The sequence below is a fragment of the Streptomyces sp. JNUCC 64 genome (genome assembly GCF_054484115.1).
The window spans coordinates 1,901,235-1,915,739 of the sequence record NZ_CM137015.1 but is presented as its reverse complement, the minus strand read 5'-3'; the positions used below and the strand labels follow the sequence as shown (position 1 = coordinate 1,915,739).

Annotated in this window: 11 protein-coding genes; 8 read left to right on the top strand and 3 right to left on the bottom strand. The window is 72.6% G+C overall.

Annotated features, from left to right (window positions below; translation table 11 throughout):
* Window positions 1-11 precede the first annotated feature (11 nt).
* The 3 genes from ACVWNX_RS07430 to ACVWNX_RS07420 all read left to right on the top strand — a co-directional run bounded on the left by ACVWNX_RS07430 (window position 12) and on the right by ACVWNX_RS07420 (window position 5,137).
* On the top strand, window positions 12-857 hold the full coding sequence (locus tag ACVWNX_RS07430) for a GNAT family N-acetyltransferase (RefSeq protein ID WP_454413092.1): 846 nt from the start codon (window positions 12-14) through the stop codon (window positions 855-857).
* Window positions 858-1,008: 151 nt separating this feature from the next.
* Window positions 1,009-3,012, top strand: a complete 2,004-nt coding sequence (locus tag ACVWNX_RS07425; RefSeq protein ID WP_454413091.1) for an IucA/IucC family protein — start codon at window positions 1,009-1,011, stop codon at window positions 3,010-3,012.
* 100 nt (window positions 3,013-3,112) lie between these two features.
* Window positions 3,113-5,137, top strand: a complete 2,025-nt coding sequence (locus ACVWNX_RS07420) for an ATP-dependent DNA helicase (protein WP_454413090.1) — start codon at window positions 3,113-3,115, stop codon at window positions 5,135-5,137.
* 155 nt (window positions 5,138-5,292) lie between these two features.
* Here ACVWNX_RS07420 and lexA read toward each other — a convergent pair whose 3' ends face one another.
* Window positions 5,293-6,078 carry a transcriptional repressor LexA gene (gene lexA, locus ACVWNX_RS07415; RefSeq protein ID WP_454413089.1) on the bottom strand — a complete coding sequence of 262 codons (786 nt, stop codon included), beginning with the start codon at window positions 6,076-6,078 and terminating at the stop codon, window positions 5,293-5,295.
* Window positions 6,079-6,899: 821 nt separating this feature from the next.
* Here lexA and nrdR point away from each other — a divergent pair.
* Both nrdR and ACVWNX_RS07405 read left to right on the top strand, forming a co-directional pair.
* Window positions 6,900-7,433: a transcriptional regulator NrdR gene (gene nrdR, locus ACVWNX_RS07410; protein ID WP_454414665.1), complete on the top strand. Its 534-nt coding sequence runs from the start codon at window positions 6,900-6,902 to the stop codon at window positions 7,431-7,433.
* Window positions 7,434-7,598: 165 nt separating this feature from the next.
* Window positions 7,599-10,499, top strand: a complete 2,901-nt coding sequence (locus ACVWNX_RS07405) for a vitamin B12-dependent ribonucleotide reductase (RefSeq protein WP_454413088.1) — start codon at window positions 7,599-7,601, stop codon at window positions 10,497-10,499.
* 154 nt (window positions 10,500-10,653) lie between these two features.
* On the opposite strand, the gene ACVWNX_RS07400 is transcribed toward ACVWNX_RS07405, so the two are convergent.
* Entirely contained in the window at window positions 10,654-11,151 is a 498-nt protein-coding gene (locus tag ACVWNX_RS07400; protein WP_454413087.1) for a diadenosine tetraphosphate hydrolase, read from the bottom strand.
* A gap of 145 nt (window positions 11,152-11,296) precedes the next feature.
* Window positions 11,297-11,836: a TerD family protein gene (locus ACVWNX_RS07395; protein WP_454413086.1), complete on the bottom strand. Its 540-nt coding sequence runs from the start codon at window positions 11,834-11,836 to the stop codon at window positions 11,297-11,299.
* A gap of 245 nt (window positions 11,837-12,081) precedes the next feature.
* Here ACVWNX_RS07395 and ACVWNX_RS07390 point away from each other — a divergent pair, with 245 nt between their 5' ends.
* From ACVWNX_RS07390 to ACVWNX_RS07380, 3 genes are all read left to right on the top strand, one after another.
* Complete coding sequence (locus ACVWNX_RS07390) at window positions 12,082-12,687, top strand: YdbC family protein (protein WP_454413085.1); 606 nt, start codon at window positions 12,082-12,084, stop codon at window positions 12,685-12,687.
* Between the two features lie 133 nt (window positions 12,688-12,820).
* Window positions 12,821-13,480, top strand: coding sequence for a histidine phosphatase family protein (locus ACVWNX_RS07385; RefSeq protein ID WP_454413084.1), 660 nt, complete (start codon window positions 12,821-12,823; stop codon window positions 13,478-13,480).
* 12 nt (window positions 13,481-13,492) lie between these two features.
* Complete coding sequence (locus ACVWNX_RS07380) at window positions 13,493-14,434, top strand: ADP-ribosylglycohydrolase family protein (RefSeq protein WP_454413083.1); 942 nt, start codon at window positions 13,493-13,495, stop codon at window positions 14,432-14,434.
* Window positions 14,435-14,505: the final 71 nt, after the last annotated feature.

Genomic DNA, 14,505 nt, shown 5'->3' with positions numbered 1-14,505 from the left:
AGGACGCCTCCGTGCCTCCCCCCACCCCCACCGGTACCGGCCCCGGGGCCCCCACCGCCGCGCCGTACGGCGCGGACCCCGCCCCGTGGTCCGGCACCGGACGGCAGGCCCCACCCGCCCCGGCGGGACGCCCCGCCTCCGGGCCAGCCCCCGCCGCCGGACCCGGACCTGGCGACCCCGGATCCGGACCTGCCGGTCCGGAGGTGCCCGTGTCCACGGCCGGGTCCCGACCGTCCGCACCCGTAGCCCCCGGGCCCCGCCCGTCCGCGCCCCCGCCCCCGCCCGTCGGCCTCCTGGACGACATCACCCGCTGGGCTCCCGTCACCACCCCCGTCGGGACCTTCCGGCTGCTGCCCGTCTCGCTCGCCCGGGACCTCCCGCTGATCACCGACTGGATGAACGAGCCCGAGGTGGCGGCCTTCTGGGAACTGTCCGGGCCGCCGTCGGTCACCGAGCGGCACCTGCGCCCCCAGCTCGACGGCGACGGACGGAGCGCCCCCTGCCTCGGGCTGCTCGACGGCACCCCCGTCAGCTACTGGGAGGTCTACCGGGCGGACCTCGACCCCCTGGCCCGCCACTACCCCGCCCGGCCCCACGACACCGGTGTGCACCTCCTCGTCGGCGGGGCCCACCGCCGGGGCCGCGGCCTCGGCTCCCTGCTGCTCGGCGCCGTCGCCGGGCTGATCCTCGACCACCTCCCCTCCTGCGCCCGTGTCGTCGCGGAGCCGGACCTGCGCAACGCCCCCTCCCTCGCCGCCTTCCGGCGCGCGGGCTTCCGGTCCGCCGCCGAGCTGGCCCTGCCCGGGAAACGGGCCGCGCTGATGATCCGGGACCGGGACCCGCGCGTTCCGTCATGACCCCGCCCACCGAGCACACCGCCCGACCCGAGGAGTACCCGTGCCGAGTCCGTCCGCCGGACATACCTCCGGCGACCCCGCCACACCGTCCGTCCCCCATGAGCTGACCCGCGAGAACTGGGACCGGGCGGGCCGTCGCCTGCTCGCCAAGATGCTCGCGGAGTTCGCCTACGAGGAGATCATCACCCCGGTGCCCGGCCGGGACCCGGTCGTCCGGGCCGCCCCCGCGCCCACCCGGCCGGGAACCGCGAGCGGCCCCCACCCCTCCCCGGCGGGCCCGTACGCCCCCGCCGGGGACCCGTGCGCCGCGCCTCCGGACCCCTGGGACACCCGTCCCGCGCCCCCGCGCGCCACCACCCGCCCCCCGCACACCCCGGGCGCCGTGCCGCACGCCCCCGGCGGCGCCCCGGAGGACGCCACGGCCCCCGCCGACCGCACCGGGGCCGACCCGGCGGACGACCCCCTCTGTCCGCTCCCGGACCGGGCCCGTGACCTCGCCCCCCACACCCTCGTCCTGGACGCCCCCTCCAGCCACCTCACCTTCCACGCGCGCCGCCACGCCTACGGCGGCTGGCACGTGGACCCCGAGACCATCACCCTCACCGACGCGGGCGCCTGGCCCCGCGCCTTCGGCGACCCGCTGGAGTTCCTCGCCCGCGCCCGCCGCACCCTCGGCATCGACGGCGCCACCCTCGGCCACGTCATCAGGGAACTGACCGCGACCCTCGCCGCAGAGGCCCGCCTCGACCACACGGCCGTCCCCGCCGCGGCCCTCGCCGACCTCTCCTACGCCGAGCTGGAAGGCCACCAGACCGGCCACCCCTGGCTGGTCCTCAACAAGGGCCGCCTCGGCTTCTCCGCCTCCGACTCGGCGCGCTGGGCCCCCGAGGCCCGCCTCCCGGCCGTCCTGCCCTGGATCGCCGTCCACACCGACCTCGCGACCTACCGGGGCGTCCACGGCCTCGACGCCTCCGACGACCTGTACGCCCTCGAACTCGACGCCGGGACCCGCGAACGGTTCGCCGGGGTCCTGCGGGCCCGGGGCGCCGACCCCGCCGACTACCTCTACCTGCCCGTCCACCCCTGGCAGTGGGACGACATCGTGCTCCCGCTGTTCGCGCCCTCCGTGGCGGCCGGCGCGATCGTCCCGCTGCCCAGCGACGGCGACCAGCGGCTGCCCCAGCAGTCCATCCGCACCTTCCTCAACCTCAGCCGTCCCGAGCGCCACACCGTCAAACTGCCGCTGTCGGTGCTCAACACCCTGGTCTGGCGGGGACTGCCCACCGAGCGCACCCTGGCCGCCCCCTCCGTCACCGGCTGGATGCTGGGCCTGCGGGACGCGGACCCCTTCCTGCGCGAGGAGTGCCGGGTCGTCCTGCTGGGCGAGATCGCCTCGGTCACCGTCGAGCACCCCGTCTACGACACCCTCCGGGAGGTCCCGTACCAGTACAAGGAACTGCTGGGGGCGATCTGGCGGGAGCCCGTGGGACGCCACCTCGCGCCGGGGGAGCGGGCCCGCACCCTCGCCGCCCTGCTCCACGTGGACCCCGACGGCCGGTCCTTCACCGCCGAACTCGTCGCCCGCTCCGGACTGCGTCCCGACGTCTGGCTGCGCCACCTCTTCGCGGCGCTGCTGCCCCCGCTGCTCCGCTTCCTCTACAAGTACGGAACCGTTTTCTCACCGCACGGCGAGAACACCATCGTGGTCTTCGACGACCGGGACGTCCCGGTGCGGCTCGCCGTGAAGGACTTCGTGGACGACGTCAACGTCAGCTCCGGGCGACTGCCCGAACACGCCTCGATGCCCGACGAGGTCCGCGAGGTGCTGCTGACCGAGCCGCCCGGGTTCCTCACCCAGTTCATCCACTCGGGGCTCTTCATCGGGGTCTTCCGCTATCTGGCCCCGCTGTGCGAGCAGCAGCTGGGAGTGGCCGAGCGGGACTTCTGGGCGCTGGTCCGCGCCGAGGTCCTGCGGCACCACGCCCGCTTCCCCGAGCTGAAGGAACGGTACGAGGCGTTCGACCTGCTGACCCCGGAGATCGCCCGGCTCTGCCTCAACCGCAACCGTCTCCACCTGGACGGTTACCGGGACCGCGCCGAGCGCCCGCACGCGGCCGTGCACGGCACCGTGCCCAACCCCCTCCACGCCCCGTGACCGCCCCCGGGACCCCGTCCGGGCGACCGGCGCGCCCGGGCCCGGCGGGCGCTCCGTCCGGCCGCCCGCTGTCACCCCCACGGACTAGGGTGGACGGCCTATGACCAAGTCCTCTCTCCCCGAGCTCCTGCACGCCGCCGTCGCCGCCGTCGGCGGAACGGAACGCCCCGGTCAGGTGACCATGGCCGAAGCGGTGGCCGAGGCCATCGACGACGGCACCCATCTGCTGGTCCAGGCGGGCACGGGCACCGGGAAGTCCCTCGGCTACCTGGTACCGGCGCTCGCCCACGGGGAGCGCGTCGTGGTGGCCACGGCGACCCTCGCGCTCCAGCGCCAGCTGGTGGAGCGGGACCTGCCCCGCACGGTCGACGCGCTGCACCCGCTGCTGCGCCGCCGCCCCCAGTTCGCGATGCTCAAGGGCCGGTCCAACTACCTCTGTCTGCACCGGCTCCACGAGGGGATGCCCCAGGACGAGGAGGAGGGGCTCTTCGACCAGTTCGAGGCGGCCGCCCCGTCCAGCAAGCTCGGTCAGGACCTGCTGCGGCTGCGGGACTGGTCCGGCGAGACGGAGACCGGGGACCGCGACGACCTCACCCCGGGGGTCTCCGACCGGGCCTGGGCCCAGGTGACGGTCTCCTCCCGGGAGTGCCTGGGCGCCACGCGCTGCGCGTACGGCGCGGAGTGCTTCGCCGAGATGGCCAGGGAGCAGGCGAAGCTCGCGGACGTCGTCGTCACCAACCACGCGCTGCTCGCGATCGACGCCATCGAGGGCGCCCCGGTGCTGCCGCAGCACGAGGTGCTGATCGTGGACGAGGCCCATGAGCTGGTCTCCCGGGTCACCGGAGTGGCCACCGGCGAGCTGACCTCCGGGCAGGTCAACCGCGCGGTGCGACGCTCCGCCAAGCTGGTCAACGAGAAGATCGCCGACCAGCTCCAGACCGCCGCCGAGGGCTTCGAACGGCTGATGGAGCTGGCGCTGCCGGGGCGGCTGGAAGAGGTTCCCGAGGACCTCGGCTACGCCCTGCTGGCGCTGCGCGACGCGGCCCGCAACGTCATCGCGGCGCTCGGCGCGACCCGTGACAAGTCGGTGCAGGACGAGGACGCCGTGCGCAAGCAGGCCCTCGCCTCCCTGGAGACGGTGCACGCGGTCGCGGAGCGCATCACCCTGGGCTCCGAGTACGACGTCGTCTGGTACGAGCGGCACGACCGCTTCGGCGCCTCGCTCAGGGTGGCGCCGCTGTCCGTGTCCGGGCTGCTGCGGGAGAAGCTCTTCGCGGACCGCTCGGTGACCCTGACCTCGGCCACGCTCAAGCTGGGCGGCGACTTCAACGGGGTGGGCGCCTCGCTCGGGCTCGCCCCGGAGGGCACGGCCGTGCCCGGGGACGAGGAGCGGCCGGTGTGGAAGGGGGTGGACGTCGGCTCGCCGTTCGACTACCCCCGGCAGGGCATCCTCTACGTGGCCCGGCAGCTGGCCCGCCCGGCCCGGGACGGGGACCGGGGGGACATGCTGGACGAGCTGACCGAGCTGATCCAGGCCGCCGGGGGGCGCACCCTGGGCCTCTTCTCGTCCATGCGCGCCGCCCAGAACGCCGCCGAGGAGCTCCGCTCGCGCATCCCCGAGTACCCGATCCTGCTCCAGGGCGAGGAGACGCTGGGGGAGCTGATCAAGAACTTCGCGGCCGACCCGAGGACCTGTCTCTTCGGCACCCTGTCGCTCTGGCAGGGCGTGGACGTCCCGGGGGCGAGCTGTCAGCTGGTGGTCATGGACAAGATCCCGTTCCCGCGCCCGGACGATCCACTGATGAGCGCCCGGCAGAAGGCGGTCGAGGAGGCGGGCGGCAACGGCTTCATGGCGGTGGCCGCGACCCACGCGGCGCTGCTGATGGCCCAGGGAGCGGGCCGCCTGGTGCGGGCCTCGGGGGACCGGGGCGTGGTCGCGGTCCTCGACTCCCGGCTGGCCACGGCCCGCTACGGGAGTTATCTGAAGGCGTCGCTCCCGGACTTCTGGTCCACCACGGATCCGGGGCAGGTCCGCCGTTCCCTGGCGGCGATCGACGCGGCGGCCCGGCAGCGCGAGGACGCGGACGGCGACGGGGAAGCGGACGGCGACGGAGCGGCCGTCTGACCGTCCGGCACCGGACGGACACCCCGGAGGCATGAACAGACCCCGGAACCAGGCGCAGGAGGTTCCGGGGTCGGCCAGGGGGAGCGGTCGCACCGTTCGAACGTGTTCGCACGTCCGGGAACGGGGGAGCGACCTACGGGAAACGGGCGATGGGCTCAGACGCGGCGGAGCACGGCCACGACCTTGCCGAGGATGGTCGCCTCGTCGCCGGGGATCGGCTGGTACGCGGCGTTGTGGGGGAGCAGCCAGACATGGCCGTCCTCCCGCTTGAAGCGCTTGACCGTGGCCTCGCCGTCCAGCATGGCGGCCACGATGTCGCCGTTCTCCGCGACCGGCTGACGGCGGACGGTGACCCAGTCGCCGTCGCAGATCGCGGCCTCGATCATGGAGTCGCCGACGACCTTGAGCACGAACAGCTCACCGTCGCCCACGAGCTGCCGGGGGAGCGGGAAGACGTCCTCGACGGACTCCTCCGCCAGGATCGGGCCACCGGCGGCGATCCGGCCCACCAGCGGTACGTAGGAGGCGGCGGGCTTGCCCGCGGTGTCGGCGGGCTGGCTGGTGGGCTGGTCGGAGCCGCGCACCTCGTAGGCGCGCGGACGGTGCGGGTCACGGCGGAGGAAGCCCTTGCGCTCCAGCGCCATCAGCTGGTGCGCCACGGAGGAGGTGCTGGACAGCCCGACGGCCTGGCCGATCTCCCGCATGGACGGGGGGTAGCCCCGCCGCTGCACCGAGTCCCTGATGACTTCGATGACCCGGCGCTGGCGGTCGGTGAGCCCCGAACTGTCCGCGCGGATGCCGGGAGGACGTCCCGGCAGGGAGCGTGTGGGCTTGGGGCCCTCCGCGTTCGTGGCCGGGTCCGTCAGGGCGTGCACCGACTCCAGTCGGCCCTGGACACGGTCGTGGGTGGTGATGGTGACGCTGTCTGCGGTGGTGGTCATGTCGGCAGCCCCTCTCGGATGTTCTCCCTAGCTAGCCAACGGTAGTTGCTTTCGAAAGGTTGCGCCAAACACACGTTCGAGTGAAAAAACAAGGAGCGCCTTACGCGATCAGGTGCCCGGGTGTATGGCCGACGTCAGAGTGTGCGGACCCGCGCCAGGGGCTTCCGGGGTTCCCGGTGGGAGGTCGCGGGCCCGGGGGCGCGGTGGGGTCCCGGCGGTGCCGTCGTGGGGCCAGTCTGTCACCCGGGAGGGTCGGTGGGCGGGACGCCCCGGTCGGTGGTCGCTCCGGACCGGCGGCTACGGTGTCCCGGTGCGCCGGACCGGTGCGCCGGAGCGGCCCCGGTCGGCGCCCGGGCCGTCCGGAGGGAGGCCCGGCCTCCCTCCGGGCGGGGTGCCGCGATGCCCCGCCGCCTCGCTGATCACGGTGAGTGACCGGCGGGTGGGTTCCGGGGGTCGGTGGCCGCGCGGCCCGCCCCCTCGTCCGTGCCCGGGGCCGTGTGCCGCGCCGTGTCCGTGGCGTCGCTCCGCTCCCCCGGGCGGCCCGGGTCGTGACGCCGAGTGAGGGTGTGCGGGGCCGGTGGGCCTTCGGGTGCCGCTCCGGCCCGGCTCCACCCCCCGAAACAGGGGTCGAATCACGACACGCGTAGACGGTCAATTGCGGCCAAGTACCAGATGTAGTGGTTGGATTGCGGAGGCGGCCCAGAAGTTGTGGTCCCTGGGTCTCAGGTGGTCCGGGCATCGCCTATGCTGGGGTCTGCTTCAAGGGGGTCGAGTGCCCTCGCGAGGCCATGGAGACGTGCCCTGAAGGAGGCTTGAACGACATGCACTGCCCCTTCTGCAGGCACCCTGACAGCCGTGTCGTCGACAGTCGGACCACCGACGACGGCACGTCGATCCGCCGACGCCGTCAGTGCCCGGACTGCTCCCGTCGTTTCACGACCGTGGAGACGTGCTCACTGATGGTGGTCAAGCGCAGCGGGGTGACGGAGCCCTTCAGCCGGACGAAGGTCATCAACGGCGTGCGCAAGGCGTGCCAGGGGCGTCCCGTCACGGAGGACGCCCTCGCCCAGCTCGGCCAGCGGGTCGAGGAGGCGGTGCGGGCCACCGGGAGCGCCGAGCTGACCACGCACGACGTGGGGCTGGCCATACTCGGCCCGCTGCAGGAACTCGACCTCGTCGCCTATCTGCGGTTCGCGTCCGTGTACCGGGCGTTCGACTCGCTGGAGGACTTCGAGGCTGCCATCGCGGAGCTGCGGGACCAGCCCGGACGGCACCCCGACGGTCAGGTCGCGGACGGCGACCCCACGGACGGCGGACGGGGCGCGGTCCCCGCGCCCGCCACGGCCGGAGGCTGATCCCGCCCCCGACCGGACGGGCCGTCCGGCCCGGATCCGCGGGGAGCGGCGACCACGTATTTCGCCGAGGGTGCCCACCGGGGTGCCCACGGCGCCGAACAGCACACCGTGCCACGGGAAGAACGCGGCACTTCAGGGCGTTATCGCCCGATACAGGGAGGCGGCATGACAGAGACGGCGAGCGGCTCGGCACGGGGTTCCCGGGCCAAGGGGGCGAAGGTCACCAAGGGGCTGCGCATGGAACGCATCCACACCACTCCGGGCGTGCACCCGTACGACGAGGTGGTCTGGGAACGCCGTGATGTCGTCATGACCAACTGGCGCGACGGCTCGATCAACTTCGAGCAGCGTGGCGTCGAGTTCCCCGACTTCTGGTCGGTGAACGCGGTCAACATCGTCACCAGCAAGTACTTCCGCGGCGCGGTCGGCACCCCGCAGCGCGAGACCGGGCTCAAGCAGCTCATCGACCGGATCGTGAAGACGTACCGGAAGGCCGGTGAGGACTACAAGTACTTCGCCTCGCCCGCCGACGCCGAGATCTTCGAGCACGAGCTGGCCTACGCGCTGCTGCACCAGATCTTCAGCTTCAACTCCCCGGTGTGGTTCAACGTCGGCACGCCCCAGCCGCAGCAGGTCTCCGCCTGCTTCATCCTGTCCGTCGACGACTCCATGGAGTCGATCCTCGACTGGTACAAGGAAGAGGGCATGATCTTCAAGGGCGGTTCCGGGGCGGGCCTCAACCTCTCCCGCATCCGTTCCTCCAAGGAACTGCTGTCCTCCGGCGGCAACGCCTCCGGTCCGGTCTCCTTCATGCGCGGCGCCGACGCCTCCGCCGGAACGATCAAGTCGGGCGGCGCCACCCGTCGCGCCGCCAAGATGGTCATCCTGGACGTCGACCACCCCGACATCGAGGACTTCATCGAGACCAAGGTCAAGGAGGAGGAGAAGATCCGCGCCCTGCGCGACGCGGGCTTCGACATGGACCTGGGCGGCGACGACATCACGTCCGTCCAGTACCAGAACGCCAACAACTCGGTCCGGGTGAACGACGAGTTCATGCGCGCCGTGGAGAACGGCGGGAAGTTCGGACTGCGGGCCCGGATGACCGGTGAGGTCATCGAGGAGGTCGACGCCAAGGCGCTGTTCCGCAAGATGGCGGAGGCGGCCTGGGCGTGCGCCGACCCGGGCATCCAGTACGACGACACCATCAACCGGTGGCACACCTGCCCCGAGTCCGGGCGGATCAACGGCTCGAACCCGTGCAGCGAGTACATGCACCTGGACAACACGTCCTGCAACCTCGCCTCGCTGAACCTGATGAAGTTCCTCAAGGACGACGGCAAGGGCAACCAGTCCTTCGACGCCGAGCGCTTCGCCAAGGTCGTCGAGCTGGTCATCACCGCGATGGACGTCTCCATCTCCTTCGCCGACTTCCCGACCCGGAAGATCGGCGAGAACACCCGCGCCTTCCGCCAGCTCGGCATCGGGTACGCCAACCTCGGCGCCCTGCTGATGGCGACCGGCCACGCGTACGACTCCGACGGCGGCCGTGCCCTCGCCGGAGCGATCACCTCGCTGATGACGGGCACCTCCTACCGCCGCTCCGCCGAGCTGGCGGCCGTGGTCGGCGCGTACGACGGGTACGCCCGCAACGCCCAGCCGCACCTGCGGGTGATGGAGCAGCACGCCGACGCCAACACCAAGGCCCCGCGCGTGGACGACCTGGACACGGCGATCTGGGCGGCGGCCACCGAGGCGTGGCAGGACGTGCTCCGCCTCGGCGAGAAGAACGGCTTCCGCAACGCGCAGGCGTCCGTGATCGCGCCCACCGGCACCATCGGGCTCGCCATGTCCTGCGACACCACGGGCCTGGAGCCGGACCTCGCGCTGGTCAAGTTCAAGAAGCTGGTCGGCGGCGGCTCGATGCAGATCGTCAACGGGACCGTCCCGCAGGCCCTGCGCCGCCTGGGCTACCAGGAGGAGCAGATCGAGGCGATCGTCGCCCACATCGCCGAGCACGGCGTGGTGGTGGACGCCCCCGGTCTCAAGACCGAGCACTACGAGGTCTTCGACTGTGCGATGGGCGAGCGCTCCATCTCCGCGATGGGTCACGTCCGGATGATGGCGGCGATCCAGCCGTGGATCTCCGGCGCGCTCTCCAAGACCGTGAACATGCCGGAGTCCGCCACCGTCGAAGAGGTCGAGGAGATCTACTTCGAGGCGTGGAAGATGGGCGTCAAGGCCCTCGCGATCTACCGCGACAACTGCAAGGTCGGCCAGCCGCTCTCCGCGAAGAAGAAGGAGGACGAGGTCAAGGCCGAGGTGACCGAGAAGGCCGAGGAGACCATCCGGGCCGCGGTCGAGAAGGTCGTCGAGTACCGCCCCGTGCGCAAGCGGCTCCCCAAGGGCCGTCCCGGCATCACCACCTCCTTCACGGTCGGTGGCGCCGAGGGGTACATGACCGCCAACTCCTACCCGGACGACGGTCTCGGCGAGGTCTTCCTGAAGATGTCGAAGCAGGGTTCGACCCTCGCCGGGATGATGGACGCCTTCTCCATCGCCGTCTCGGTCGGCCTCCAGTACGGGGTGCCGCTGGAGACGTACGTCTCGAAGTTCACCAACATGCGCTTCGAGCCCGCGGGCATGACCGACGACCCGGACGTCCGGATGGCGCAGTCGATCGTCGACTACATCTTCCGCCGTCTGGCGCTGGACTTCCTGCCCTTCGAGACCCGGTCCGCGCTCGGCATCCACTCCGCCGAGGAGCGCCAGCGCCACCTGGAGACCGGCTCCTACGAGCCGGCCGACGACGAGGTGGACGTCGAGGGCCTCGCCCAGTCGGCGCCCCGGCAGACCGAGACGCTGAAGGTCGTGGCCACGCCCAAGGCCGAGGCGCCGGTGGCGGAGCCCGCTCCGAAGCAGGCGCACACCAGCGCCGAACTGGTGGAGATGCAGCTCGGCATCCAGGCCGACGCGCCGCTGTGCTTCTCCTGCGGGACCAAGATGCAGCGCGCCGGTTCCTGCTACATCTGCGAGGGCTGCGGTTCCACCAGCGGCTGCAGCTGACCCCGGGCGGCCTGGCGTCCCCGGCGGCGGACCTCCGCCGCCGAGGGCGCCGGGCCCCGGGTGGGAGAGGGTGCCGACCACCGGTCGGCACCCTCTCCGGCGTTCCGGCGCGGGCCGGGGCGTTCCCCCGCGGTTCCGGTGTTCCGGGCGCCGCTCATCCGGGGGTGGTGGGCGGTCCGCCGGGCGGCGTCCCGTCCAGTTCCGCCACGATCGCCCGCCGTAGTTCCTCGTGCGGCGGGCCCAGGGCGAACCGTCCGTCGCTCCAGTGCTCCCTGGGGTACAGCCACACCGGCCTTCCCACCAGTTCGGCGGGCTCCCAGTCGTACCGTGGCCAGACATGGGCGTGGAGGAAGGCGTCGGTGTTGCCGAGGATCTCCAGGTTCACCCGGCGGAAGGCGGGGTCGAGGCGGCGGCAGGCGCGTTCGACGGCCTCGCCGAGCCGGTCCATGTCGGAGAGGAAGGCGAGCCGCTTCGCCCTCGGCAGGTCCGAGAGGCGGTCCGCGTCCGGTTCGTCGGCCAGCAGCACCGAGTAGCCGGGCAGGAACTGGACGTCCCCGATCACGGCGAATCCCGCCGTCAGCCGTCGCAGCACGGTGGGGTTCGCGCCCCTCAGGGCGCTGCCGATCCGGTCCTCGCGCCAGTCGTCCGTCATGCCGGGAACCTACCCGGCGAAGATCGTCGGTTTCTTCGCACGGCAGCGGAGGGCCCGTCGTCGGTGCTGGTGCTGGTGCCGTCGTCGGCGCCCGGGCCGGAGTGGGCCGGGCGCCGACGACGGGTGATCCGCGGGTGGGCGGGCGTCAGACGGGAGGCAGGGCCTGGCCCATCCGTTCGGCGAAGGTCGCCGGGTCCGCGTCGAAGCCCCGGACGAACCTGACGTACTGCCAGGTTCCCGCTCCGTCGCGGGTGAACTCCGCGACCGTGGTGGCGTTGCGGTCCAGCACCTCGGCGAAGTCGTGCTGCGCCAGCTCGGTCGCCCCGCTGCGGATCCGGACCGCCGCGTTCACGACGTCCCCGAAGGTCAGCTCCCGGCCGGGCTGCTGGATGGCGATCCCGACGATCACCCGCTCGTAGCGGGGCGCCAGCCGGTCCAGCTCCAGCACCATCACCTCGTCGTAGCCGAAGCCCTGGCCGGTCCGGCTGTCCCGGTTCAGCGTGATCGTGCCGTCCGGGGAGCGGCTGCCGAAGTGGACGAGGTACTCGGGGGCGCCGTAGGGGGCGTCCTTGGTGTAGGTCGCCGCGATGACGTCCAGGTCGTGCGGCGTGGTACCCGAGGGACTCGGGTCCCAGCGGACGCCCACCTCGACTTTCGCGAGCCCCTTGTTGAGACCACCGCTCACCAGTTCCCCCTCCGGTCCGGACCGGTTTCCCGATGCCTTCTGCGTGTCGTCCCATGGTGCCACGGACCACGGACAGTGCCCGCCCGGACGCCGGGAGTGGGCGGGGGAACCGGGGGACCGGGCCGGAACCCGACCGGGCGTACGGCGGTGCACGGGCCCGCGCACCCCATGAAGTGGGGGCGTGCGGGGGGCGCACTGCGCCGGAGCGTGGTCCCAGCCACACTCCGTGGCCTTACCATGGCGCGGTGCTGGTCAAGTGGACGCGCTGCACCGTGGTGGACCGCCGGGGGTTCGAACGGGGGCAGCGCAAGTGGGCGGGACTTCTCGGCGAGCCGGGGTTCCGGGCGCAGGGCGGCGGTTGGAGCCGCACCCGGCCCGGTGTCGCCCATGTGTTCACGTTCTGGGAGAGCCGGACGTTCTACGACTCGTTCATGGCGAGGTCGCACGACCGGCTGGCCGCCTCCCAGTCCGGCACCTTCACCCGCGCCCAGGTCAAGCTGTTCGACCACCGGTTCGACGTGAAGACCGGCTTCGAGCCCCGCTTCACCGACAGCGACCTGCTGAGGGTGGCGCACTGCCGGGTGCACCCCGAACGCGCGGAGCACTTCGCCCTGATGCAGGAGAAGGTGTGGAACCCGGCCATGGCGGGGTCCCCCGGCATGGTGCGCGGACTGTTCGGGGAGGCCCCGGGCGACGAGTTCCTGATCCTGTCCATGTGGAAGGCCGAGGCCGAACACGGCAAGTACCGCGCCGAGCGGGTGGAGCGGCTCTCGCTGCGCGCGCAGACCGAGGTCGACATCGCCGCGCTGACCGGCGACGTCGTGGACATGGAAGGGGCCTGGACGGTGTGACGCGCGGAGAGCGCCCCGGGTGCCGAGCCATGTGCCCGTACGTCCGTACGGAAACGGTTCCCCTGGCGGCGGCGACCCGCCGTAGGGTGTCCGGACCACCACTCGAACATCGAACGCGATCTAGGGTTTCCGTATGGTAAGACCACGGCGTATCGTCCTCGTCCGGCACGGGGAGTCGAAGGGCAACGCCGATGACACCGTGTACGAGCGGGAGCCCGACCACGCGCTCCCGCTCACCGAGAGCGGCTGGCAGCAGGCCGAGCGGACCGGCAAACATCTGCGGGACCTCTTCGGACGGGAGCGCGTCAGCGTCTACGTCTCCCCGTACCGGCGCACCCACCAGACGCTGCGGGCCTTCACGCTCGACCCCCGGCTGGTCCGGGTCCGCGAGGAGCCCCGGCTGCGCGAGCAGGACTGGGGCAACTGGCAGGACCGGGAGGACGTACGCCTCCAGAAGACCTACCGCGACGCCTACGGACACTTCTTCTACCGCTTCGCCCAGGGGGAGTCGGGGGCCGACGTCTACGACCGGGTGGGCGCCTTCCTGGAGAGCCTCTACCGCAGCTTCGAGCAGCCCGACCACCCCCCGAACGTCCTCCTCGTCACCCACGGCCTCACGATGCGGCTGTTCTGCATGCGCTGGTTCCACTGGAGCGTGGCCGAGTTCGAGTCGCTGTCCAACCCGGGCAACGGCGAGGTGCGCGTCCTGGAACTGGGCGCCGACGGCAAGTACGCGCTGGACCGCCCGTTCGACCGCTGGCGGGAGCCGGAACCGTACGGAATCACCGGATAGGGTGACGATGTCATGACCGTACCGCCACCGCCCTCCGCCGCGCCGCCCGAGCCCGCTGGGTCCGCCGACCCCCGACTGGCGCGCGCGCTCGCGAGCCTGCGCGGGCTGTCCGTGGGGGACGCGCTCGGCTCCCGGTTCCTCGTACCGGCGCACTACCCCCTCCTCGGTCGCCGCGTACTGCCCGAAGGCGACTGGCGGTGGACCGGCGACACCGAGATGGCCTGTTCCGTCGTGGCCGTGCTCGCCGCCCACGGACGGATCGACCAGGACGCCCTCGCCGCCTCGTTCGCCGCCCGGCAGCACCCCGACCGTGGCTACGGACCCGTGGTGAACCGTCTCCTCGCGGGGCTGCGCGACGGCGGCGACTGGCGCGAACTCGCCTCCGCGCTCTTCAACGGACAGGGCACCTGGGGCAGTGGCGCGGCGACCCGCGCCGCGCCCATCGGCGCCTGGTACGCCGACGACCCCGAGCAGGCCACCCACCAGGCCGAGATCTCCGCTTACCCCACCCATCAGCACCGGGAGGCCGTCGTCGGAGCGATGGCGGTCGCCGCCGCGGCGGCCCTCGTGGCCTCCCCCGCCGGGCGTCCGACGCCCGAGGCCCTGCTCGACGGAGTCCTCGCCCTGATCCCGCGCAGTGCGGTCGAGGCGGGGCTGCGCCGGGCCCGGGACATGCTCGACTACGGCGATCCGGGGACCGTCGCGGCGGTCCTCGGCCGGGGTCGGCGCACCGGCGCCCACGACACCGTCCCCTTCGCCCTGTGGGCCGCCGCCCGGGGCCTCGGGGACTATCCCCGCGCCTTCTGGGAGACCGTCCGGGTCGGCGGGGACACGGACACCACCTGCGCGATCGTCGGCGGGGTGGTGGCGGTGTCCGGGGACTCGGGCGCGCCGCCGGGCGAGTGGCGGGACCGGACCGATCCGCTGCCGTCCTGGGTACTCGTCGGAGCGTAGGTTCGCCTGTGGCCCTGTGGCCCTGTGGCCCTGTGGCCCTGTGGCCCTGTGGCCCTGTGGCCCTGTGGCCC

Coding starts and splice junctions, on each gene's coding strand:
- lexA (WP_454413089.1), bottom strand. CDS start 6,078: ATGACCACCACCGCAGACAGCGTCACCATCACCACCCACGACCGTGTC.
- ACVWNX_RS07385 (WP_454413084.1), top strand. CDS start 12,821: ATGGTAAGACCACGGCGTATCGTCCTCGTCCGGCACGGGGAGTCGAAG.
- ACVWNX_RS07400 (WP_454413087.1), bottom strand. CDS start 11,151: ATGACGGACGACTGGCGCGAGGACCGGATCGGCAGCGCCCTGAGGGGC.
- ACVWNX_RS07420 (WP_454413090.1), top strand. CDS start 3,113: ATGACCAAGTCCTCTCTCCCCGAGCTCCTGCACGCCGCCGTCGCCGCC.
- ACVWNX_RS07405 (WP_454413088.1), top strand. CDS start 7,599: ATGACAGAGACGGCGAGCGGCTCGGCACGGGGTTCCCGGGCCAAGGGG.
- ACVWNX_RS07380 (WP_454413083.1), top strand. CDS start 13,493: ATGACCGTACCGCCACCGCCCTCCGCCGCGCCGCCCGAGCCCGCTGGG.
- ACVWNX_RS07425 (WP_454413091.1), top strand. CDS start 1,009: ATGCTCGCGGAGTTCGCCTACGAGGAGATCATCACCCCGGTGCCCGGC.
- nrdR (WP_454414665.1), top strand. CDS start 6,900: ATGCACTGCCCCTTCTGCAGGCACCCTGACAGCCGTGTCGTCGACAGT.